At 69.8% G+C, this 21,767-nt stretch carries 19 protein-coding genes and 1 pseudogene; 11 read left to right on the top strand and 9 right to left on the bottom strand.

What is annotated here, in order from left to right:
- Positions 1-5: 5 nt before the first annotated feature.
- Positions 6-1,208, top strand: coding sequence for an FAD-dependent monooxygenase (locus PGH47_RS06655; protein ID WP_271662679.1), 1,203 nt, complete (start codon positions 6-8; stop codon positions 1,206-1,208).
- 13 nt (positions 1,209-1,221) lie between these two features.
- Positions 1,222-2,127 (top strand): Gfo/Idh/MocA family protein, encoded by a 906-nt coding sequence (locus PGH47_RS06650; protein ID WP_271662678.1) that lies wholly within the window; start codon positions 1,222-1,224, stop codon positions 2,125-2,127.
- On the opposite strand, the gene lnt is transcribed toward PGH47_RS06650, so the two are convergent.
- Complete coding sequence (gene lnt / locus PGH47_RS06645) at positions 2,051-3,637, bottom strand: apolipoprotein N-acyltransferase (RefSeq protein WP_271662677.1); 1,587 nt, start codon at positions 3,635-3,637, stop codon at positions 2,051-2,053. The two genes, PGH47_RS06650 and lnt, sit on opposite strands and share 77 nt — an antisense overlap.
- A 73-nt stretch (positions 3,638-3,710) precedes the next feature.
- Positions 3,711-4,196: a nuclear transport factor 2 family protein gene (locus tag PGH47_RS06640; RefSeq protein WP_271662676.1), complete on the bottom strand. Its 486-nt coding sequence runs from the start codon at positions 4,194-4,196 to the stop codon at positions 3,711-3,713.
- A gap of 171 nt (positions 4,197-4,367) precedes the next feature.
- Here PGH47_RS06640 and PGH47_RS06635 point away from each other — a divergent pair, with 171 nt between their 5' ends.
- A complete protein-coding gene (locus PGH47_RS06635; RefSeq protein WP_271667997.1) occupies positions 4,368-4,928 on the top strand; it encodes a hypothetical protein in 561 nt (186 codons plus the stop codon).
- Between the two features lie 137 nt (positions 4,929-5,065).
- On the opposite strand, the gene PGH47_RS06630 is transcribed toward PGH47_RS06635, so the two are convergent.
- Positions 5,066-6,316, bottom strand: a complete 1,251-nt coding sequence (locus PGH47_RS06630; RefSeq protein WP_271662675.1) for a hypothetical protein — start codon at positions 6,314-6,316, stop codon at positions 5,066-5,068.
- 157 nt (positions 6,317-6,473) lie between these two features.
- Here PGH47_RS06630 and PGH47_RS06625 point away from each other — a divergent pair, with 157 nt between their 5' ends.
- Positions 6,474-8,060 (top strand): hypothetical protein, encoded by a 1,587-nt coding sequence (locus PGH47_RS06625; RefSeq protein ID WP_271662674.1) that lies wholly within the window; start codon positions 6,474-6,476, stop codon positions 8,058-8,060.
- Between the two features lie 146 nt (positions 8,061-8,206).
- Here the strand turns inward: PGH47_RS06625 and PGH47_RS06620 are convergent, their stop codons facing one another.
- From PGH47_RS06620 to PGH47_RS06610, 3 genes are all read right to left on the bottom strand, one after another.
- Complete coding sequence (locus PGH47_RS06620) at positions 8,207-8,386, bottom strand: hypothetical protein (RefSeq protein WP_126901264.1); 180 nt, start codon at positions 8,384-8,386, stop codon at positions 8,207-8,209.
- 200 nt (positions 8,387-8,586) lie between these two features.
- On the bottom strand, positions 8,587-9,105 hold the full coding sequence (locus tag PGH47_RS06615) for a DUF1877 family protein (RefSeq protein ID WP_271662673.1): 519 nt from the start codon (positions 9,103-9,105) through the stop codon (positions 8,587-8,589).
- Between the two features lie 17 nt (positions 9,106-9,122).
- Entirely contained in the window at positions 9,123-9,998 is an 876-nt protein-coding gene (locus PGH47_RS06610; RefSeq protein WP_125525660.1) for an undecaprenyl-diphosphate phosphatase, read from the bottom strand.
- Positions 9,999-10,287: 289 nt separating this feature from the next.
- Between PGH47_RS06610 and PGH47_RS06605 the strand changes: the two genes are divergently transcribed.
- Positions 10,288-11,496 carry a Gfo/Idh/MocA family protein gene (locus tag PGH47_RS06605; RefSeq protein ID WP_271662672.1) on the top strand — a complete coding sequence of 403 codons (1,209 nt, stop codon included), beginning with the start codon at positions 10,288-10,290 and terminating at the stop codon, positions 11,494-11,496.
- The gene (locus tag PGH47_RS06600) at positions 11,493-12,419 is read left to right on the top strand and encodes a PmoA family protein (protein ID WP_271662671.1); all 927 of its coding nucleotides are present in this window, start codon (positions 11,493-11,495) and stop codon (positions 12,417-12,419) included. The genes PGH47_RS06605 and PGH47_RS06600 overlap by 4 nt, the downstream gene beginning before the upstream one ends.
- Before the next feature lie 51 nt (positions 12,420-12,470).
- Here the strand turns inward: PGH47_RS06600 and PGH47_RS06595 are convergent, their stop codons facing one another.
- Positions 12,471-12,941 carry a winged helix-turn-helix transcriptional regulator gene (locus tag PGH47_RS06595; RefSeq protein ID WP_271662670.1) on the bottom strand — a complete coding sequence of 157 codons (471 nt, stop codon included), beginning with the start codon at positions 12,939-12,941 and terminating at the stop codon, positions 12,471-12,473.
- A gap of 163 nt (positions 12,942-13,104) precedes the next feature.
- Here PGH47_RS06595 and PGH47_RS06590 point away from each other — a divergent pair, with 163 nt between their 5' ends.
- Positions 13,105-14,274 (top strand): thiolase family protein, encoded by a 1,170-nt coding sequence (locus PGH47_RS06590; RefSeq protein WP_125525664.1) that lies wholly within the window; start codon positions 13,105-13,107, stop codon positions 14,272-14,274.
- A 31-nt stretch (positions 14,275-14,305) separates the two neighbouring features.
- Here PGH47_RS06590 and PGH47_RS06585 read toward each other — a convergent pair whose 3' ends face one another.
- A complete protein-coding gene (locus PGH47_RS06585) occupies positions 14,306-15,088 on the bottom strand; it encodes a TVP38/TMEM64 family protein (protein ID WP_271662669.1) in 783 nt (260 codons plus the stop codon).
- Between the two features lie 49 nt (positions 15,089-15,137).
- Here PGH47_RS06585 and PGH47_RS06580 point away from each other — a divergent pair, with 49 nt between their 5' ends.
- The 3 genes from PGH47_RS06580 to PGH47_RS06570 all read left to right on the top strand — a co-directional run bounded on the left by PGH47_RS06580 (position 15,138) and on the right by PGH47_RS06570 (position 18,246).
- A complete protein-coding gene (locus tag PGH47_RS06580) occupies positions 15,138-15,860 on the top strand; it encodes a DNA alkylation repair protein (protein WP_271662668.1) in 723 nt (240 codons plus the stop codon).
- 272 nt (positions 15,861-16,132) lie between these two features.
- The gene (gene tuf, locus PGH47_RS06575) at positions 16,133-17,302 is read left to right on the top strand and encodes an elongation factor Tu (RefSeq protein WP_271662667.1); all 1,170 of its coding nucleotides are present in this window, start codon (positions 16,133-16,135) and stop codon (positions 17,300-17,302) included.
- 98 nt (positions 17,303-17,400) lie between these two features.
- Positions 17,401-18,246 carry a spermidine synthase gene (locus tag PGH47_RS06570; RefSeq protein ID WP_271662666.1) on the top strand — a complete coding sequence of 282 codons (846 nt, stop codon included), beginning with the start codon at positions 17,401-17,403 and terminating at the stop codon, positions 18,244-18,246.
- Here PGH47_RS06570 and PGH47_RS06565 read toward each other — a convergent pair.
- Positions 18,208-18,504: pseudogene (locus tag PGH47_RS06565) on the bottom strand (MFS transporter); the annotation flags it as partial. The gene PGH47_RS06570 and the pseudogene PGH47_RS06565 sit on opposite strands and share 39 nt — an antisense overlap.
- A gap of 184 nt (positions 18,505-18,688) precedes the next feature.
- Between PGH47_RS06565 and PGH47_RS06560 the strand changes: the two are divergent.
- Entirely contained in the window at positions 18,689-21,385 is a 2,697-nt protein-coding gene (locus PGH47_RS06560) for a tetratricopeptide repeat protein (protein ID WP_271662665.1), read from the top strand.
- Positions 21,386-21,767 lie beyond the last annotated feature (382 nt).

The raw sequence follows: 21,767 nt of genomic DNA, 5'->3' as shown, positions 1-21,767 counted from the left end.
GACCCATGGCACAGTCCAGGCGGGCCGTCGTCATCGGCGGCGGCATCGGAGGCCTGACCGCGGCGGTCGCACTGCGCGGCAGCGGCTGGGACGTCACCGTGCTGGAGCGCGCGCCGTCCCTGGAACCCGTCGGCGCGGCCATCTCCCTCGCACCGAACTCCCTGCGCGCACTGGACGTCATCGACGTAGGCGACGAGATCCGCGACCTCGCGGCCTGGCAGGGCGACGGAGGCCTGCGCACCCCCTCCGGACGCTGGCTCTCCCGCACGGACGCCGACGCCGTCGCCGCCCGCTTCGGCGGCCCCCTCGTCCTGCTGCACCGCGCCACCCTCATCAACAGCCTCGCCGCAAGGCTCCCGTCCGGGGCCGTCCGCACCGGGGCCGACGCGAGGCTCGCCGACCCGGGCGACGTCGATCGTCCCGCGCGCGTGAGCACCCCGGACGGCGAACTGGAGGCCGACCTCGTGGTGGCCGCCGACGGCATCCGGTCCGCCGTACGGCGGGCGCTGTTCCCGCACCACCCCGGGGCCGTCTACTCCGGGTTCACCACCTGGCGGGTCGTCATCCCCGTGCCCGGCGCGCGGTTCGCCTCGCACGAGACCTGGGGCCGGGGCCGTATCTGGGGCTCGCACCCGCTCAAGGACGGACGGGTCTACGCCTACGCCGCGGCCGTCACGCCCGCCGGAGAGCATGCCCCCGACGACGAGAGGGCCGAACTGCTGCGCCGGTACGGCGACTGGCACGACCCGATCCCCGCGATCCTCGCCGCCGCCCGCCCCGAGGACGTCCTGCGCCACGACGTCCACCACATCGCCGACCCGCTGCCCGCGTTCCACCGCGGCCGGGTCGCCCTGGTCGGGGACGCCGCGCACGCGATGCCGCCGACGCTCGGGCAGGGCGGCAACCAGGCCATCGAGGACGCCGTCGTACTGGCGCACCACGGCGCCGACCTCGCCGGCTACACCGCGGCCCGCCTGCCGCGTACGACCGCCGTCGCACGCCAGGCCGTCCGCGTCGGCCGGCTGAACATGATGACCGGCCGCGCCGGGATCGCCGTACGGAACACGGCGCTGGCCGCGGTGTCGAAGGCCGCGCCGCTGCTGTTCCTGCGGGGCTTCGAGGGCATCGCCGACTGGCGGCCGCCGCAGGCGCCGTATGCTGCCGACAAGACCCGGCAGGCAACCGCCGGCCCGTCCGGCAACAGCTAGAGGAGACAACCCCGTGAAGGTCGGCTGCATCGGACTCGGCGACATCGCGCAGAAGGCATACCTGCCGGTGCTCGGCGGCCTCCCCGGGGTCGAACTGCACCTTCAGACCCGTACGCCCGCGACGCTCGCCCGGGTCGCCGACGGCCTTCACCTGCCCGCCGCGCAGCGCCACGAGGACCTCGACTCACTGCTCGCCCAGGACCTCGACGCCGCGTTCGTGCACGCGCCCACCGGCGCCCACCCGGAGATCGTGACCCGGCTGCTGGAGGCCGGCGTGGCGACGTATGTCGACAAGCCGCTGGCCTATCGGCTGGCGGACTCCGAGCGGCTGGTGGCCCTCGCCGAGCAGCGGAACGTGAGCCTCGCCGTCGGCTTCAACCGGCGCTACGCCCCCGGCTACGCGCAGTGCGCCGATCATCCGCGCGAGCTGATCCTGATGCAGAAGAACCGGATCGGGCTGCCGGAAGAGCCGCGCACGATGATCCTCGACGACTTCATCCACGTCGTGGACACCCTGCGCTTCCTCGCGCCCGGCCCGGTCGACGACGTGACCGTGCGGGCCCGCGTCGTGGACGGGCTGCTGCACCACGTCGTGCTCCAGCTCGCCGGGGACGGCTTCACCGCGCTCGGCGTGATGAACCGGCTCAGCGGCTCGGCCGAGGAGATCCTCGAGGTGTCCGGACAGGACACCAAGCGTCAGGTCCTCAACCTCTCCGAGGTCGTCGACCACAAGGGCCAGCCGACCGTGCGACGGCGCGGGGACTGGGTGCCGGTGGCCCGGCAGCGCGGCATCGAGCAGGTGACGCTCGCCTTCCTCGACGCCGTGCGCGCGGGCAAGGTGCTCAGTGCCCGGGACGCGCTGGCGACCCATGAGCTGTGCGAGCGGGTCGTACGTGCGGTTCAGGAGCGGACCGCCTGAACCGGGGCCGCTGTGTCCGGACGCCCTCGCTCACGCACCACGCGGCCATGATCAGCAGTGCCGCATACACCGGCCAGTCGCCGAAGCGGACGTACGGCGTGACACCGGTGGACAGCGGCACCTCGTAGACCGCGCTCGTGCTCGCGCTCGTCCCCAGCCAGGGCCCTATGCGCTGCCCGCTCGGGCCGTACACGGCGGAGACGCCGGTCAGCGTCGCGTGCACCATCGGCCGGCCGGTCTCTGCGGCGCGCAGCGCGGCCAGCGAGGCATGCTGCTCAGGGGCCCAGCTCTGCTGGAACGTCGACGTCGCCGACTGGGCGACCAGCACCTCGGCACCGTGGTCGGCGAGGTTGCGGCTCATGTCGGAGAACGCGGACTCGAAGCACACCATCGGGCCGATCCGCAGCCCGTGCCCGGCGTCCATCACGACCTGACGCGTGCCGCGCCTGCGGTCCTCGTCGGCCGCCTTGCCCACGGACGTCGCCCAGCCCAGCATCGAGCGCATCGGTATGTACTCCCCGAAGGGGACCAGCCGCATCTTGTCGTAGCGGGCGCCGGTCGGGCCGTCCGGGCCGATGAGGATGGAGCTCTTGTAGATGCCGGGCCTGTCGGAGCGCCGGGCGTCCACGTTGACCAGGATGTTCACCCCGGTCTCCCGCGAGAGCGCCGCGAGCCGCCGGGCGAGGTCGGGACGCTCGCCGAGGTCGAAACCGACGCTGCTCTCGCCCCACACGATCAGGTCGACGTCCTGTCCCGCCAGCTCACGGGTGAGCTGTTCCTCGCGGTCGAAGCGCCGGTCGGGGCCGTCCGTGCCGCCCAGGATGACTCCGGGCTGCACCACGGCGATCCGGACCCGGTCGTGGACGTCGGGGCGCGGGGACCACACCCAGGCGGCCGAGGTGGCCACGGCCGTGGCGGCGAGACCGGCCACCGCGGGGACCCGTGACGTGCGCACCGTCACCAGCACGGCGACCGCGACGTTCACGGTCACCACCAGGAAGCTGATCAGCCACACCCCGCCGACCGAGGCGAGCCGCAGAGCGGGCTCGACCTGCCACTGGCTGGAGCCCAGCACACCCCACGGGCCGCCGAGCCCCTGCCAGGAACGGACGAGCTCGATCATGAGCCATCCGGACGGCAGGACGGCCAGTGCCGCCGCCACCCGGCCGGGGGAGGGCCTGGGCGCGCCCAGGAAACGGCGCACCAGCCAGGCCCAGGGGGCCCACAGCGCGCCGAGCAGGCCGGCGATGACGAACGTGAAGACGTGCAGGTTCGGGAGGAGCCAGTGGTGCATCGCCAGCATGAAGCCGAAGCCGCCCCACCAGCCGTCGCGCAGCGCCCGCTTCCCGGTCGGCGCCGTGCGGATGAGTGCGATCCACGGGACCAGGGCGACGTAGGCGAACCACCACAGCGACGGCTGCGGGAAGGCGAGTACGGGCAGCGCACCCGCGAGGACGGCGGCGGTGGAGCGCCGCCAGGGTGAGGCGAGCCAGTCGCTGATCGTCTCCATGCGGCCTCCCTACCCACCTCGTCGTGCTTCCAGTGTGCTCACAGGCACTGACAGTGGGACAGTGGGCGTCCGCTCAGTCGATCACCGCCGGGGCGGTCCGCTCGGGCAGCCGGCGCCATTTCTCCTGGACGACGACCTCGCGCAGCCGCCAGCCGTCGTCCGTGCGCAGCAGCCCGAAGGCGTACCGGCCGCCGCACACGAAGTCGGGCGCCGCGGAGCCCTCGCCGTCCGCCGCGAACCGCATCGGGTTGACGTAGTCGGCCTGCACCCGGGCCGTGTCGCCGGTGTCCTGCTCCAGGGGCCCGAAGCGGACCCGGCGGTTGACGATGAGGTGCTGGCGCATCGAGAACAACCGCAGGCTCTCCGCGAGCCATGCGGCGATGCTGCCGGCGTCCCCCTCGATGCCGCCGGCCGAGCGGTAGTCCGCGCGCCCGTCGGGGGTGAACAGGCTCCGGTACAGCGACCAGTCGCCGTCGTCCACGGCCACCGCGTAGTCGGTGATCACTTCGTCGACCGCCAACCGATCCCTCAGGGTGGCTAGTTCCACACGCTGCGTCATCGGCTCAGTGTTGGGCATGAGGTGGACGGTTCCAAGAGGGCGGACGGCGATATTCAGTGGATGTGGGCGGGAGGTGGGGCGAGGCTGGTGCCCGTGAGGATCAAGAAGGCTGCTCCGGTCGAGCAATCGGAGCGTGAGCCTGAGCCTGAGCTGTCGGCGTATCAGCAGGCGATGCGGGACCGGCTGCTGGCGGCTCCGGTTGTGCCGGCGCCGGAGCCCTGGCGGCGCGTTGCCTTCGAACCGGTCGGTGGACTCCTCGGGATCGGCTTCGCGTCGCATCCGGACAGCGGCCGTGACCTGGTGATGGTCGTCTCCCACGACGGTCACGGGCTCTTCGACGCCGTCACGGGGGAGAAGATCGCCAGGAATCGGGCCCCCGATCCGGTGGACAGCACGCCCGACGCCGTCGCCGATCTGTCCTGCCCCGGGCTGGGGCCGGTCGCCGGAAGTCGCGTACGCATCGCCGGGCTCTTCGGCGGCGGGCTTCACACCACCACCGAGGACGGCTGGACCCTTGAAGTCGTCGCCCCGGCCTGGCCGAACGAGCGAGTCCTGCTGTCGGGTGACGGCGGGTTGCCCCACCCCGGCCCACACGGTGAGCGGTGGTGGCACATCTTCCACTCGAACCACTCCGAACTCCGGGCAGCCGGTTTCTCACCCTCCGGCCGGACCATCGCCGTGGCGACGAGCAGCGACCTTTCGCTTTGGACGACCGAGGCCCGCTCCCACTGAGAAGGCATGGCGATGGACGAAGACGAGCGCCGGGCCGGGACCGGGCCGCCGATCAAGGCAGCGCGGAGGTCCGGGGCCGGCTGCCTGGAGTGGGAGCCGGTTGCCCGGGGTGGGGTCCGGCTCGCATCGGACGGTCGTCAGTTCAGGCTCTGGGCCCGGCGGCGGCGCACGATGACGAGCATGCCCGCACCCGTGACCACCGCCGCCGCGGCAGCCATGCCCGTGATCGGCAACGCCGAGGACCCGGTCTCTGCCAGATGGCCGCCATTCGCCGCGGTGCCGTCGCCGCCGGTCGATGACACCCCACCGGCCGCTCCGCCAGACACCCCACCGGCCGCTCCGCCGGACGATCCACCGGCCGCTCCGCCGGACGATCCGCCCGAGTCACTGCCCGAGCCACCCGGCGAGCCGGTCGACCCCCCACCCGTGACGTCCAGCGTGATGTCGGCCTTGTCGTTGGACTTGTCGGGGTCGACAGGCCTCGCCTCGGTAGTCAGCGCCACCGAGCCCTTGGTGTGCGCCACCCTCTTGTCGATCTTCAGCTGGAAGGTGTAGGTCTCTCGGCCGTCCTCGTTGAGAGCCCGCTGACTCATACCGCACTCGTACGCATCACCCTTGGCCTTACAGAACCCGGGGGCCTTGACGACCGACGTTCCAGCGGGCGGCGTGACCATGACCCTCGCGGTTCGCTCCCCCACCTTGGCCATGAACCAGGCGGGCCCGGCGTTGGTGAACTCCACCTTCATCGGCACAGTGTCACCGACGCGCCCCTTCAACGCGGCACCCGTCACCTGGTAGTCGGCCGTGTTGACGGAGGTGACGGGCAGGATGACGACTCGCGCGGACCCCTCGCCCCCGGCCTGTCGTTCGACGAGTTCCACCGCCGGTGCGGTCCCTGCCACCGGCGGGTAGCCGTTCTCGTCCACCCCTGGATCGTTTTCGTCGACGCGCAGAAGCAGCTCGTCGTTGAACGCGCGGTCCAGGGCTTTGACTCGAAGTGGCCTCTCGGGCGTGTAGACGACGCCCGGCTCCACCGCATGGTCGAACCCGCACGCCACGGTCCACCTCTCGGGCATCTCGTCGTAGGACCGGACCCGCTGTGCCCGGCAGTTGGAGGGAACCTCCGCGAAATCGAGTCCCCGGGTGACGGCGTAGGTGACCCACACCTTCTCGGAGGCTTGGGTGCCCTTGTTCGCCACGGTGACCGGCAGATCGAAGATGCTCCCCGGTTGCACTCCGTCGATCGGCTCGATGCCTCCGACGACCAGTTCGGGTGCGGTTTCATCGGCGAAGGCGGCGGGAGCTGCGGCCAGCGCGATCAGGCCGGCGGCGCCGAGGGCGGCGACGGCGGTACGGGAGGCGCGACGGCTGTGCGGGGGCATCGGCATGGAGGGAAACCTCTGTCGGAACGCGGGGAAACGGACGGTGTCTTCCGGGAGAACATCGCTGCGATCGCTAGACTCCCGCCGGTCCCGAACAGTTGCACGTCCGGTGCCTCACCCGCCCTGCTGCCGTCAACTCACAGCGCGACCTGGGGAGATCGTCATGCCGGATCAGCTGACCGTCCGCCGCGTACTCGGGGACCAGCCGTTCGCCGAGATCGGCCGGCCCGTGTGGGCGGTGACCGACGAGCGTCACGGCTGTGTCATCGCGGCCGGTGACCTCGGGCACGTCATGTGGCGCGGTACGGGCCACTGGTCGGCCCACCGGATCGGCGTGTACGAGGCCGACACCCTCCGTCCGCGCCACGTCGTCGCCTCCCGCTACTCCGTATGCGCCATCGAGCCCCACCCCGAGCTGCCGCTCGTCGCCGTCGGCACCGGCCGCTACGACGGCTCGTGGGATTTCGAGGGTCAACTGCTCCTGCTGCACCTGGAGACCGGGTGCGTGACGAACCTGCTCAGCAAGAGCCGCCAAGTGCGCCACCTGCGCTGGCTGGAGGACGGCAGGCTCGCGATGCTGCTCTCCCCCGAGGACAAGGACGGCGGCTTCCGCAAGGGCTTCGAGCTGGCTGTCGGGGTGGACGACTGGCTGTCTGCTCCGGCCGGTCTGGTCGACCCCGACGAGGCACGTCATCCGATGGTCGAGAGCGGGCTTCTGTACGACCCCCATGTGCGGGACACCCTCGCGCGGCTGACCGAGGACCGGTGGCGGCGACGGGCGGAGGTGCGGGACCTGGCGGTGCCGAACGACGGCCGGGTGCTCGCCACCGGGCGGCACACGGACCTCGAATGCTGGGACCCGGCGGGCACGCTGAGGTGGACACTTCCCGCCGACGGGGAGGGGAGCGTCCGGGTCGAGGCGGCACCTGACGGCGAGTCGGCGTGGGTGACGTACCAGGGCCACCGGCGCGACGAGGTGACGGGACGACTGGTCAACCGCGCGACCACCGTTCAGCGGATATCGACGACGGACGGCGGTGTGGTGGACAGCCTGGACCTGCCGTCGGCCCCAGCGCTGTGCGCCGCGGACGAAGGCTGGCTCGCCCTGCGCCCGCAAGGGCGCGACCCGCACGCCACGCTGCTGTTCGCCCCGACGCACCAGGAGGCAGCACGCCTCGACCTCGCTCCCAGCGGATCCAACTCCCCGGCGCTGCGCGTCAGACACAGCGCCCGTCTGCTGTACGTGGACGGACCCGGCCCCGACGACTCGCCGTGGATCCACACGATCGATCCTCCCGGCGCCCACGGCCCCGCCACCTTGCGCCCGCTCTTCCCCCTGCGCTGGGACCCGGCGTCCACACTCCAGCCCTGGTACGGCCCCGCCGTCGAGCTGACGGACACCCTCATCCACGCGGGCCGTACGTACGATCCGGGCGCCACCTACGCGGAGGGTCGCGAGGGCACGTACGTCGTGAGCCGCCGGCTGCCGGACGGAGAGGCACGATGGGTGCACCGCACCGACAAGCCGCTCGCCGATCTCGACGGCGACGAGCGGAGGACGTACGTCGTGTATCTCACCGGCGAGGTGGAGATCCTGGACTCGGCGACGGGCGAAGTGCGAGCCCGGCACACCCTGCGCGCACACGGCCACCCGGTCACGCCGTTGTCCGCCGCGTTCAGCGCCGAGCAACAGCGGCTGATCGTGGGGACGGTGGACGGGCGGATCCTGGACTGCTCGGTCCTGGACTGACTGGATCGGCAGAAACCGCCACATCGAGTGGGGGACGAGGTCCTCGCGCATCTGCGGGCTAGTGGTGGCGGCCCAGCGCCCTCAAGCGGGGCTGCCGCAACCGCTGCCCGGCGTCAACTGGGGTTGTCCTTCTCAGGATCCCCTCTTCAAGCGGCTTCGATGACGTCGCCGCGGATGGCGGCGGCCCACTCGACCACCAACAGCTCGTACTCCGCGCGCTCCTGAGCGGACAACGAACCGCCCGCACGCATCCACAGGGCACGAATGGCCTCGTTCACCTCGGTGGCAGACCGCACGGAACCAGGGCCTAAGGAATCGGGGGACATGCCGACAAGCCTAGGGGCAAGAACTGACGGTCCGCTACCGGACGGCTACGCGCAACGTATGTGATTGGTCACGGATTTCGACCGGACCGTCATTACTGACCAGTCAGTCAGCAGGTCCGGGGCTCGAACACGGCCCCGGGGCCTGCCGCTAGGGGCTCGAACAGCGCCCCGGACTGAAGACTCAGGCCATGACCCAGAGCTCAATCCGTCCAGACGATCACACAGTGCCCGTGCCGAGCCGCCCCGTCGTAGAACTCCCGCATCGCCGTGAAGTGGTGGACGAGGTAGGCCCGCACATCACCGTTGAATCCGCGCCCGAACCCACACGCGGCGGCCGCCTCATCGGTGGTGAGCGGCAGATCCGCGAGGACACCGTATAGGTCGACCGAGGCCAGGGCGCGGGCGATGTCCGCGACAGCGGCGGCGGCGAGGAGCTGCGGTGGGGCCTCGAAGCCGTCATAGACCTCGACGTGATCGAGGAAGGCCACGTCCCCGCCCGGGTCCCCGGAGATGGCCCGGTCGAGCAGCGTGATCAGGTCCGCGCCGGCCGCCGCCTCGCGGCAGTACCGGATGAGGCCCCAGATCGCCCAGTCCGTGTCGAGGCGGTCCTCCGGCGGCGGGTCCCAATCGGGCGCCGCCCCCGGCGAATCCGCCGCCGTTGCGCGGCACTGCTCCAGGTATTCGGAGGTGACGCGAGCGAATTGCTGGGTGAGGGCCATCGGCGGTGCCGGGCTCGTCAGCCCGCCGACTCCGCCGCGTGGGGGCTCAGGACGCCTGCCGTCACCAGGGCGATGATGATGATGCCGAGGGCGATGCGGTACCAGACGAACGGCATGAAGCTCTTGGTGGAGATGTACTTCATGAACCAGGCGATGACCGCATAGCCGGTCACGAAGGCGATGATCGTGGCGAAGATCGTCGGGCCCCAGGAGACGTGGTCGCTCTCCATCGCGTCCTTGAGCTCGAAGAGGCCCGAGGCCAGGACCGCCGGGATCGCGAGCAGGAAGGAGTAGCGGGCCGCGGCCTCGCGCTGGTAGCCCATGAAGAGGCCGCCGCTGATGGTCGCGCCGGAGCGCGAGACGCCGGGGATGAGGGCCGCGGACTGGCAGAGGCCGAAGATCAGGCCGTCCTTGACGTTCAGGCTCTCCAGCGACTTGCGCTGCTTGGCCGCGCGGTGCCGCCCGCCCGTCTCGTCACGGGCCGCCAGCCGGTCCGCGATGCCGATGACGATGCCGACGACGATCAGCATCGTCGCGGTGATCCGCAGATCGCGGAAGGGCCCCTCGATCTGGTCCTTGAGCGTCAGACCCAGCACACCGATCGGGATCGAGCCGACGATCACCAGCCAGCCCATCTGGGCGTCGTGGTCCTGCCGCATCTCCTTGTTGGTCAGCGACCGCAGCCACGCCGAGATGATCCGCCCGATGTCCTTGCGGAAGTAGATCAGCACCGCGGCCTCCGTGCCGATCTGAGTGATCGCGGTGAAGGCCGCACCTGGGTCCTCCCAGCCCGAGAACGCCGCGGTCAGCCGCAGGTGCGCGCTGGAGGACACGGGGAGGAACTCGGTCAGCCCCTGGACGAGTCCGAGGATGAGTGATTCGAACCAAGACATGAAAGTAGGGAGTCCAAGTGCTGATTGCGGCAAGGGCGATGAGGGACACGCGTCGGCGGCGCAGTGATCGCGAGTGTCGAGGGGCAGCGTAGCGTCCCGCGATGACAGCTCCGGCACAGGGGCCGGAGCAGGCACTCGCCTCCCGCGCGTAAACCGGTGTTGACCTGCTGCGGGGCCGCCGCTTACGTTGCAGCGAGCGGAAAGCGCTTGCTGCGCCCTTCTCGGATTCCTGCAGCACGCGAAGCCGGTCACCCGTCGTTCGTCGTCCCGGAGGAGTCTGATCACGCCCATGGCAACATCCGAGGCCGCTTCCGGTTCCGGCACGCACCGGCCCCACCCCGCTCCGCTCTCCGGCCGCCGCGTCAGGGTCGCCGTGATCGGCACCGGCGCCATCGCACGCGACTCGCACCTCCCCGCGCTGGTCAGGCTCGCTGAGGAGGGCGAGACGGAGCTCGTCGCCGCCGTCGACATCGACGCGGCCTCGGTGGAGTCGTTCCGTGCCGTCGCGGGCGGAGACCTCCACGGCTACACCGACCTCGACCGGATGCTCCAGGAGCAGCGGCCCGACCTGGTCGTCATCTGCACCCCGCCCACGCTCCACCGCGACCAGACCGTCGCCGCCCTCCGCGCGGGGGCCTGGGTGTGGTGCGAGAAGCCTCCGGTGCCGAGCCTCGCCGACTTCGACGCCGTCCAGGCCGAGGAGGGCCGGGACGGCGGCCCCTACGCCTCGATCGTCTTCCAGCACCGCTTCGGATCCGGTACCCGGCACGTGCGCCGCCTGCTGGCCGAGCGCGCCATGGGCCGCCCGCTGGTCGCGCACTGCCAGACCACCTGGTATCGCGACAGCGCCTACTACGCCGTGCCCTGGCGTGGCCGCTGGGTGACCGAGGGCGGGGGCCCGGCGATGGGCCACGGCATCCATCAGATGGATCTGCTGCTCGACCTGCTCGGACCCTGGAGCGAAGTGCGGGCCATGGCCGGCCGGCTGGTGCACGACGTGGAGACGGAGGACGTCTCGACCGCCCTGGTGCGCTTCGCGAACGGTGCGATGGCGACCGTGGTGAACAGCGTGCTGAGCCCCGACGAGGTCAGCCGCATTCGTATCGACTGCGAACGCGCCACGGTCGAACTGACCCATCTCTACGGTCACCGCAACGACGACTGGCGCATCACCCCGGCCCGTGACGTGCCGGCCGCCGAGGCCGCCACCTGGCAGGACTTCGGTGCGGACGTGCCCAGTTCGCATCTGGAGCAGCTGCGGGAACTGGTCGCGAGCATGCGCGCCGGGCAGCGGCCGCGCAGCAGCGGCGAGGACGGGCGGACGAGCCTTGAGCTGATCGCCGCCCTGTACAAGTCGGCGTTCACGGACGCGACGGTCAGGGCGGGGGAGATCGGCCCCGGCGACCCCTTCCACTCGGCGATGCACGGAGGCGCGCCGGGCTGGGCGCCCGCCCAGGAAGCCCGGCCCGCTGCCGCCGACGAGGAGGCCGCCGCGTGACCGGGCTGCGCATCGTCCACTCCTACGGCGACCGCATCACCGTCACCGACCCGGTCACCGGCGTCGAACTGCTCGCCTACGTCTACCGCGCGGAGGCCGCCTGGGAGGCGCCGAAGCCGTACGTCCACCCGCTGCGGACGCTGGCCGGCGACGTCGTCACCGACTACCGCCCCCACGACCACCGCTGGCACAAGGGCCTGTCGCTGACCGCGTCGCATCTGTCGGGGGCGAACCTGTGGGGCGGCAACAGCTACGTCCACGGCCAGGGGTACCTCGAACTCCCCGAGCGCGTCGGGTCGATGGCGCATGCCGGCTTCGACGAGGTCTCCTCGGCGGACGGCCGGGTCGTCATCGCCGAGCGGCTGACCTGGCATCCGTACGGCGGTGAGCTGTGGGCCGACGAGCGGCGCCGGATCGAGGTGCACGACGTCGAGCCGGAGTCCGGCTCATGGGCCCTGACCTGGACGACCGCCGTGACGAACCGGCGTGCGGAGCCGCTGCGGTTCGGCAGCCCCACGACCGCCGGGCGGGAGATGGCCGGTTACACGGGTCTGTTCTGGCGCGGCCCGCGCGCGTTCCGGGGCGGCCGGATCACCGCCCCGGACGGGGAGGGGCCGGGTTTGATGGGCACGCAGGCGCCCTGGCTCGCGTACTCAGGCGAGCACGACGGCGCCGACGGCCACGCGACCCTCGTCTTCGCGCACGCCCCCGAGAACGACCACGCCGGCGAGCGGGGCGCCCACCCCGCCCACTGGTTCGTACGCGACGAGCCCTTCGCCGGTGTGGCCCCGTCCTGGGCCTTCCACGACGAACTGGAACTCGCGCCCGGCGCCACTCTCACCCGTCGCTATCGGGTCGTCGTGGCCGACGGGGTGTGGGAGCGCCAGGAGATCACCAAGTACCTGGAGACGCATCCCTGGTGAGCGTCGCGGTGGCCGGTCCGGCTGGTCCGACTCATGCCGCCGAAGTCCGGTTCACGCCGCCGAAGGCCCCGCCACCGTCCATCCCGGCACCTGCGGATGGGCGGTGAGGTCCTCGTGGTGGACCGGGTCGCCGCAGGCCCGGCAGGTGACGACCGGGACCAGTTCGTTGCCGCAGACGTGCTCGATCACCATGGGGCGGGCCTCGTCGTGCCGCAGATGGCGGTCGCCCCACGCCATGAGGGTCATCAGAACCGGCTCCAGCTCCAGGCCGGCCTGCGTGGGCCGGTACTCGAAACGCTGAGGGCGCTCGCTGTACGCGCGCTTCGTGAGGATCCCGGCGTCGACTAGGCGGCGCAGCCGGGTGGCCAGGATGTCGCGCGGGGCGCCGATGTTGCGTACGAGCTGGTCGAAGCGGCCGTTGCCCAGGCACACCTCGCGCAGCACGAGCAGGGAGTACTTCTCGCCGACGAGGGCCAGGGCGTCTGCGATGGAACAGGGGCGCGGATCTTTGGTGGCGGCCATGCCGCTCAGTCTAAGGGGCGAGTTCGACTTTCCAACCGTATGGGTTTGATTTTCCAACCCTCCGGCTATGGTGAGTTCGGATTTCCTACTCACCGGTAATCGCGCCGGTCACCACACCGGCCCACGCGCTGATCACCGCCCGGCGGCCAAGGAGGCCCGCACCATGCGTGACGCAGTCATCGTCGAAGCCGTACGCACTCCCATAGGCAAGGGCAAGCCGAACGGCTCCCTCGCGCACGTCCACCCCGTCCAGCTCCTCGCCCATACCCTGCGCACCCTCGTCGAGCGCTCGGGTGTCGACCCGGCGCTGATCGACGACGTCATCGGCGGCACCGTCGACCAGGTCGGCGAGCAGGCCATGAACACCACCCGGTACGCCGCCCTGTCCGCCGGCTTCCCGGAGACCGTCCCGGCGACCACCGTGGACCGCCAGTGCGGTTCCTCCCAGCAGGCCGTGCACTTCGCCGCGCAGGGCGTCATCTCGGGGGCGTACGACATCGTCGTCGCATGCGGCGTCGAGTCGATGAGCCGGGTGCCGATGTGGTCGAACGTGCCGCCCGGCAAGGACCCCTTCGGCCCCGGCATCGCCGAGCGCTACCCGGAGGGACTCGTCCCGCAGGGCATCAGCGCGGAACTGATCTCCGCGAAGTGGTCGATCACCCGCGAGCAGATGGACGAGTTCGCCGTCTCCTCGCACCGGAAGGCGGCCGCCGCCTGGGAGCAGGGCCTGTTCGACGCCGAGGTGGCGCCCCTGGACGGCGTCTCGCGCGACGAGTGCGTACGGCCCGGCAGCACCACCGAGATCCTCGGCGGCCTCAAGCCCGCCTACCACGACCCGGCGTTCGCCGAGCGCTTCCCGCAGATCGAGTGGAACGTCACCGCGGGCAACGCCAGCCCGATCAACGACGGCGCCTCCGCCGTCCTCATCACCTCCGGCGAGACGGCGGCCCGGCTCGGCCTGCGCCCCCTCGCCCGGCTGCACAGCTTCGCCGTCACCGGTTCCGACCCGCTGCTGATGCTCACGGGAGTCATCCCGGCGACAGAGAAGGTGCTCCGCAGGGCATCACTGTCGCTCGGCGACATCGACCTCTTCGAGGTCAACGAGGCGTTCTCCAGCGTCGTGCTGGCCTGGCAGCAGGAGACCGGCGCCGACCTCGCCAAGGTCAATGTGCACGGCGGCGCGATCGCCCTCGGCCACCCGCTCGGTGCGAGCGGCACCCGGCTGACGACGACCCTGGTCCACGCGATGCGCGAGCGCGGCGCCCGCTACGCGCTCCAGACGATGTGCGAGGCGGGCGGCCTCGCCAACGCGATGATCGTCGAGTCGGTCTGACGGCCGGGCCGCCGGGCTGTCGGGAGACCGCTCAGCGACTGCGCAGGTGGTGGCGCTTGCGCCAGGCCACCACCGCGCCCGCGAGCGCCGGCAGCGCGATGGCGGCCACCGCGATCAGGAACACCGGGGACGTGGGCTGCGAGGCCCGTGCGCCGGCGACGACGTACGCGCCGATGTTGGGGATCGAACCGAGCGCCGTGGCCAGCAGGAAGGGCACATACCCCATGCGGGAGACGGCGGCGGCGTAATTTGCGGCCCAGAACGGCACACCGGGGAACAGCCGCACCGCCAGCATCGAGCGGAAACCGTGCCTGCTGAACTGCTTGTCCGCCGCCTTCAGCAACCGCCCGCGCAACAGCGGGCGCAGCGCGTCCTGGCCGAGCATCCGGCCGAGCGCGAAGGAGATCGCGGCACCGATCACGGTGCCGGCCATGGCGGCACCCATGCCCAGAGCCGAGCCGAAGAGCGCGCCCGCCGCCAGGTTCAGCAGCGGCCGCGGCACGAACGCCACGGTGATCAGGCCGTACCCCACGGCGAACAGCACCACCGCGACCGGCCCGCCGACCTGCGGCGGCCAGCCGTCGGCCAGGAGCTTGTGCGGCTCGAAGAGCAGCACGGACGCGGCGGCGGCCGCGAGCAGCACCAGGAGCAGGGACAGCCGCGACCAGGGCGAGAGCAGCGCTCTCCCGCAGCGCGCGGCGAAACCTGCGGCTACGGGCGCCGGCACGGGTGCGGCGACGGCGAGTTCATTGGCGGCGGCCGGCGGCGAAGCGATGGCGGTGCCCCCAGAGCGGGTGGTGGCATCGTCGAGCATTCGGCGACAGTAACCGACGAAGATGATTGATCGCCGTATGGTTCGTCTCATGGGCGTCACAGGTAGAGGAACACTGGAAGTTCCGCGCAGTGCCCTGGCCGACACGGTGCTGGCGCGGCTCGTCCCCGCGTACGCCGAGGCGGCCGACCCGGAACGTGCCGTGGCCATGCGGGCGTACATGAAGGACGTCGCCCCCTTCCTCGGCCTCACGACGCCGGTGCGCCGCGCCCTGACCCGCACCGTTCTCCAGGGCACACCCCGCCCCGACGAGGCCGACTGCGTCGCGGTCGCCCTGCGCTGCTGGGAGCTGCCCGAGCGTGAGTACCACTACTTCGCCGTCGACTATCTGCGCCGGCACGTGGCGCGCTGCTCCTCCGGCCTCCTCCCGGTCGCCCGGCACCTGATCGCGACCGTCTCCTGGTGGGACACCGTCGACCTGCTCGCCGCCCATGTCGTCGGCGGACTCGTCACCGCCGATCCGAAGCTCACGGCCGACATGGACGACTGGATCGCGGACGACGACATGTGGGTCGCGCGTACAGCCCTGCTCCACCAACTGCGCTACAAGGAACGCACCGACACCGACCGCCTCTTCGCCTACTGCCTGCGCCAGTCGGGCCACCCGGACTTCTTCGTCCGCAAGGCGATCGGCTGGTGTCTGCGCGAGTACGCGAAGACCGACCCGGAGGCCGTACGGGACTTCCTGGCACGCGAACGCGACCGGTTCGCGCCGCTGTCGGTGCGGGAGGCACTGAAGAACATCGGGGCGTAGGGCACGAACTCCCCATCCGCGGAAAACCATTCGACGTCGGGCAACACGTCGACGATGATCGACCTCATGTTCCGGCACGCCTTCGTCCTCGCAGCATCCGCAGTCGCGGATGCTCCGAAGGCTGCCGTTCCGGTCCTCCTGGCCGCAGCCGACGGCGCCCGAAGCTGACCCTCTCCGGAACGTCCGGCGGACCCCGCAGGGGGAGGGTCGGCAAGTCCTTGGGGTCCCTCTCTCCTTCGCGGAGACTTCTGCAGAGACTTCGAGGTACAGCCATGTCCAAGACCGCATACGTGCGCACCAAGCCGCATCTCAACATCGGCACCATGGGCCATGTCGACCACGGCAAGACCACCCTGACCGCCGCGATCACCAAGGTCCTCGCCGAGCGCGGTTCCGGCACCTTCGTGCCCTTCGACCGCATCGACCGGGCGCCGGAGGAGGCCGCGCGCGGGATCACCATCAACATCGCGCACGTCGAGTACGAGACCGACACCCGTCATTACGCGCATGTCGACATGCCGGGCCACGCCGACTACGTCAAGAACATGGTCACCGGCGCCGCGCAGCTGGACGGGGCGATCCTCGTCGTGTCCGCGCTCGACGGGATCATGCCGCAGACCGCCGAACACGTCCTGCTCGCCCGGCAGGTGGGCGTCGACCACATCGTCGTCGCCCTCAACAAGGCCGACGCCGGGGACGAGGAGCTCATCGACCTCGTCGAGCTGGAGGTCCGCGACCTGCTCTCGCAGCACGGCTACGGCGGCGACACCGCGCCCGTCGTACGGGTCTCGGGACTGAAGGCGCTGGAGGGGAACCCCCAGTGGACGGCGTCCATCGAGGCGCTGCTCGACGCGGTGGACACCTACGTCCCGATGCCGGAGCGGTACGTGGACGCGCCGTTCCTGCTGTCCGTCGAGAACGTGCTCACGATCACCGGCCGGGGGACCGTGGTCACCGGGGCCGTCGAGCGGGGCACCGTTCGGGTGGGCGACCGGGTCGAAGTGCTCGGCGCCGGGCTGGAGACCGTGGTCACCGGCCTGGAGACCTTCGGCAAGCCGATGGACGACGCGCAGGCCGGGGACAACGTGGCGCTGCTGCTGCGCGGCGTGCCACGGGACGCCGTCCGGCGGGGGCACGTGGTCGCGGCGCCCGGCAGTGTGACGCCGCGGAGCCGGTTCACCGCGCAGGTGTACGTCCTCTCGGCCCGCGAGGGTGGGCGTACGACGCCTGTCGTCACGGGGTACCGGCCGCAGTTCTACATCCGTACGGCGGATGTGGTGGGCGACATCGACCTCGGCGAGGTGGGGGTCGCGCGGCCCGGGGAGACGGTCACGATGACTGTTGAACTGGGGCGCGAGGTTCCCCTGGAGCCAGGGCTCGGGTTCGCCATTCGTGAGGGTGGCCGGACGGTGGGGGCGGGGACCGTGACCGCCGTCCCGTAGGGGGTGGTGCCGGGTGCGTGGGGGACTGCGGGACCGTCGTGGCGGGTCGCGCAGTTCCCCGCGCCCCTGAGGCCGGCACTCTCACCGAGAATGGAGGAGTGAACGACTCGATACCCGTCGCCCGGACCACCGACCACGGCTTCACCAAGCTCATGCCCGACGTCGATCGGAAGCGGGCCTGGTTGCTCACCGTCGACGGGGCGCCTCAGTCGTACGTCGATCTTGACGATCCGGAGTACCTGGAATTCGAGTACACCCGCCGGCTCGGACACGTACTGGACACCGTCGTGGAGGCGGGGCGTGCTCTGGATGTGCTGCATCTCGGCGGCGGGGCGCTGACCCTGCCCCGGTACATCGCGGCTACCCGGCCGGGGTCCCGGCAGGATGTCGTCGAGGCGGATCGGGGGCTGCTGGAGCTGGTCGTCGAGCATCTGCCGCTGCCCGCGGGGGCCGGGATCGCGCTGCACGCCGCCGACGCGCGGGCCTGGCTGGAAGCGGCTCCCGCGGGCTCTGCGGACATCCTCGTCGCCGACGTGTTCGGTGGCTCCCGGGTGCCCGCGCATCTGACGTCCGTCGAGTACGCCCGGCACGCCGCGCGGGCGCTCAGGGGCGACGGGGTCTACCTCGCCAATCTCGCCGATGCCGCCCCGTTCGCCTTCCTGCGCTCCCAACTCGCCAACTTCGCCGCCGTGTTCGAGGAACTCGCCCTGATCGCCGAACCGGGCGTGCTGCGCGGGCGGCGGTTCGGGAACGCGGTGCTGGTGGCAGCGCACCGGCCGCTCGACACGGCGCCCCTCGCCCGGCTCATGGCCGGCGACGCCTTCCCGGCCCGGGTCGAACACGGCGCCGCCCTGCGGCAGTTCATCGGTGGGGCGAGGCCGGTGCGGGACGAGGACGCGGAGCCCTCACCCGAGCCCCCCGACGGCGCTTTCAGCATCGGCTGAGCCGACCCGTTCGCTCGCGGACACGTGCCTGGTACGGCGACGGAGATTGCGCACATCCGGCACGCAGAGCACCGCCGCCGTCACGACGACCACCAGCGCTGCGCAGCCCCACAGCGCCGACGTGCGCCCGAACGCCGTCTCCGCCGGGCCGGCCAGGGCCGTCGCCAGCGGCACCAGGGCGACCGAGCCGAACCAGTCGTAGGCGGCGACCCGGGACAGCTTGTCCTCCGGTATCTCCTGGTGGAGCGCAGTCAACCCGTGCACAGGTGCTACAGGGGCATCAGTTCGCACGTTCGGCCCCGATTGGTACCCGGCACAACATCATTGAGCGTTGCAAAACGGTCTTGACGGATACCTTGCAGTCTCCACCACCTGTGTAGCCTCTTCCATAACCGTGCGAAAACGCGTCATGCTGAGGGCCCGAGTGGTGGGGGTGTCAGCGATGCGACCGTCGCGTCAGGAGCTCATCCGTCGGCGTCGACGGAGCAGTTTCGTCGGCCGCAGCATTGAGCTAGCAGCTTTCCGGGACAACTTGGACCGAGATCCTGAACATGACGCGTTCCAGTACCTGTTTCACGTGCATGGACAAGCTGGTGTGGGAAAGTCGTCGCTGGTGAGGCAATGGGAGATCGTTGCACGCGAACAGGGAGCAGCGACCGCTTATCTTGACGATGACACGCACAGTGTCGTTGAGGCGATGGAAGCGATCAGCGTCCAGTTCGCTCGGCAAGGCATAGTGCTCAAGCGGTTTGATAGACAACTAGCGCTCTATTACCAGCAATGTCATGAGGAAGAAGCGGCCGCCGGCGCGAGGTTAGGAGAAACCGGGAGTGGACCTCTCGATGCGCCGAGAGTCTCCAGCACCATGGCAGCACAGGTCTCATTGGCCGGACTGGGATTGTTGCCGGGGGTGGGGGCTGTAACGGGTGCCATCGATCCACAGCACGTCGCGCGTGGTGCAGACCGGCTACGGACCTCAATCAGCGCGCGGTTCCGCACCCACAGCGATGCCCAGCTGGTTCTGTCACCATTGCGCACACTGACACCGGTCTTTCTAACAGATCTGGCTGACGCAGCGGAGCGGCGTCGCTGGCTGGTGCTGTTTTTCGATGTCATTGAGCAGACCGGCCCCTTGCTGAACGAGTGGTTGCGTGACGTTCTGATAGCTGAGGAGTACGGGGAACTACCCAACAACGTTTTGGCCGTTCTGTCCGGACAGGGCGCCCTCGATGCCCGTTGCTGGAGAGACTACCTAGACCTCATGGCCGAGGTTCCCCTTGACGTCTTCACCGAAGACGAGGCCCGGCGGATGCTGGCCACGCGAGGTGTCGTCAGCGAGGAGGTCGTCCAAGTCGTCCTGCAGTTGACGGGTCGGCTGCCCGTACTGGTCGACACGCTCGCCCAAAATCGTCCCCAGAATGTCAACGAGATCGATGATCCGTCCGACACTGCTGTCGAGCGATTCCTGAAATGGATAAGTGACGTGCAGCAGCGGGACATAGCCTGCTCGTGCTCACTACCTCTGCACCTGGACGAAGACATCTATCGCACGATGGCGCCCGAGACACAAGCTGATCAATACGCCTGGCTGAGGAACCTGCCCTTTGTTGCCGGCTCCCCCGGCCGTTCCCGCTACCACGATGTGGTCCGTGCCTCCATGATCCGCCTGCATCGCACACAGTCCCCCGCACGGTGGCGGCAGCAACAGAACGACCTTGCTGACGTCTACCGCCAGCGCTGTCGAACATGTGAAAGTGCCCTACCCTTCAACGTTTACTGGCGTGACGCTGAGTGGCGGGAGCATAAGCTGCATGAGACGTACCACCGTCTGTGCGCCAGCCCCGCTGAGGCCCTGCCCGACTCACTTCACGAGGTGGTCCTTGCTAGCGAGCAGGGAGTTGCCGTAGTGCGGCGCTGGGCACAGATGCTGCTACAAGCCGGACACGACGCCGATAGTCCAGCGCTCACGGGCTGGGGGCAACGCATCAGCACTGCTTCCGCAGAACCCGAGGATTCCTCCAGCATCATCTGCATTCTCACCAAGCTGATGAGCGCATCAGAACTTCCCACCGAGGGTCGCGCACTTGCCTACACACTCCGGGCTAGCGAGCGCCGGGCCGCGCGACATTACGACGAAGCACTTGATGACTATGCCACATCCTTGGCCTTGGTCCCTGGCCGGTGTCGCGCCTTTTCTGGCATCGGTGAGACCCAACGGTTGGCGGGACGCTATGAGCAGGCCCTTGTTTCGTTCACCCGAGCCCTAGATATCATCCCGGATGATATCGATAGCATTACCCGCCGTGGATTTACCTATCTCCTCATGGGGCGTGAAGAAGAAGCCCTCGCCGACTACAACCGTGCCATCGAGATCAACCCCGAGTATTCCTGGCCGATCGCCAGCCGCGGCGAGACCTACCGTTTCATGAGGCGTTATGACGAGGCACTCATCGACCTCACTCGTGCCCTCGAGCTCAGCCCCAACTACGCGTGGCCCAGGGCAAGTCGTGCTGAGGTCTATTGGCGTCTGGGGCGTAACGAAGCCGCCCTTGCCGACCTTGATCACGTCATCGGGAACGGATCGGACGACGGTTTGCGGTACTTCCGCCGCGGAGACGTTCACCGAGCCATGGGCCGCTTCAGTGACGCACTCGCGGACTTTACCCGCGCTCTCGAACTGAACCCCCAAGAGGCTTGGATTTTATGCAGGCGCGGAGACACGTTTCGATCCATGGGTCACTATGACGATGCGCTTAACGATCTTGCCCGCGCTATTGAGTGCAAACCGGAGAATGGCTGGTTTCATTTGAGATACGCCATCGTGCTCCGGTTGCTGGATCGAGCTGAATCACACCACCATCTACAACGTGCTGCAGATATCTTCTCCCGGAAGGCATCCGTCTCAGGGGCAGGGCTGGTCCACGCACACGGAAACCTTGTGGTCGTCTACTGTGCCACTCAGTCATGGGACAAGGCAGACGAAGAGCTCGAGCGTTTCCTGGCGTGTACTCCGCGTACATCGCGCATCATTGAAGCGCTCAACGACCTAAATGACCTTCAAGAAGCTCTGACCCTCAACTCGTCCCGAATACAGGCCCTTCAAGAACGACTCAACGCGCTGGCGGGACCGACCGCATGACTGCGCGGCCCCAAGCCTGGCAGAGCCGATGGTTGCCCGGGGGAACACCTGAGGGTCATTGTCACCTCCTGCGAGACCGGCTCAGCCATTTGGCTTGGCCGTGCTGATTAGGCAGGACACCTCAGTTCCCCCAAGGCCACACTACCCGTTCGGGTTTTTGATGTCCGAACGGTACTGCTGGTGATACGGCTCAGCAGTACGGAAGTCGTGCCCCGGGGAGGTGTCCGGGACGGCGTGGCCGTAGACCGCGGGCGGTGTGGCTCCTGCGGTACAGCAGGCTTGAGTAGGGCTACATTCGCTGGGGTGTTGCGCGATCGGTCAGCGGACGCGCGCCTTGATGCTGTCCTGTGCGCACCCGCCAAGGGGAGGCTGCGTCCTCGGC

This window comes from Streptomyces sp. HUAS 31 (assembly GCF_028198125.1).
In the GTDB taxonomy this organism is placed as follows: Bacteria; Actinomycetota; Actinomycetes; order Streptomycetales; family Streptomycetaceae; genus Streptomyces; species Streptomyces chartreusis.
This window is presented reverse-complemented; position numbering and strand designations above follow the sequence as displayed.

Coding starts and splice junctions, on each gene's coding strand:
- PGH47_RS06610 (WP_125525660.1), bottom strand. CDS start 9,998: ATGTCTTGGTTCGAATCACTCATCCTCGGACTCGTCCAGGGGCTGACC.
- PGH47_RS06630 (WP_271662675.1), bottom strand. CDS start 6,316: ATGCCGATGCCCCCGCACAGCCGTCGCGCCTCCCGTACCGCCGTCGCC.
- PGH47_RS06580 (WP_271662668.1), top strand. CDS start 15,138: ATGGGCGTCACAGGTAGAGGAACACTGGAAGTTCCGCGCAGTGCCCTG.
- PGH47_RS06605 (WP_271662672.1), top strand. CDS start 10,288: ATGGCAACATCCGAGGCCGCTTCCGGTTCCGGCACGCACCGGCCCCAC.
- PGH47_RS06620 (WP_126901264.1), bottom strand. CDS start 8,386: ATGTCCCCCGATTCCTTAGGCCCTGGTTCCGTGCGGTCTGCCACCGAG.
- PGH47_RS06635 (WP_271667997.1), top strand. CDS start 4,368: ATGCGGGACCGGCTGCTGGCGGCTCCGGTTGTGCCGGCGCCGGAGCCC.
- tuf (WP_271662667.1), top strand. CDS start 16,133: ATGTCCAAGACCGCATACGTGCGCACCAAGCCGCATCTCAACATCGGC.
- lnt (WP_271662677.1), bottom strand. CDS start 3,637: ATGGAGACGATCAGCGACTGGCTCGCCTCACCCTGGCGGCGCTCCACC.
- PGH47_RS06655 (WP_271662679.1), top strand. CDS start 6: ATGGCACAGTCCAGGCGGGCCGTCGTCATCGGCGGCGGCATCGGAGGC.
- PGH47_RS06615 (WP_271662673.1), bottom strand. CDS start 9,105: ATGGCCCTCACCCAGCAATTCGCTCGCGTCACCTCCGAATACCTGGAG.
- PGH47_RS06595 (WP_271662670.1), bottom strand. CDS start 12,941: ATGGCCGCCACCAAAGATCCGCGCCCCTGTTCCATCGCAGACGCCCTG.
- PGH47_RS06640 (WP_271662676.1), bottom strand. CDS start 4,196: ATGACGCAGCGTGTGGAACTAGCCACCCTGAGGGATCGGTTGGCGGTC.
- PGH47_RS06590 (WP_125525664.1), top strand. CDS start 13,105: ATGCGTGACGCAGTCATCGTCGAAGCCGTACGCACTCCCATAGGCAAG.
- PGH47_RS06585 (WP_271662669.1), bottom strand. CDS start 15,088: ATGCTCGACGATGCCACCACCCGCTCTGGGGGCACCGCCATCGCTTCG.
- PGH47_RS06560 (WP_271662665.1), top strand. CDS start 18,689: ATGCGACCGTCGCGTCAGGAGCTCATCCGTCGGCGTCGACGGAGCAGT.
- PGH47_RS06625 (WP_271662674.1), top strand. CDS start 6,474: ATGCCGGATCAGCTGACCGTCCGCCGCGTACTCGGGGACCAGCCGTTC.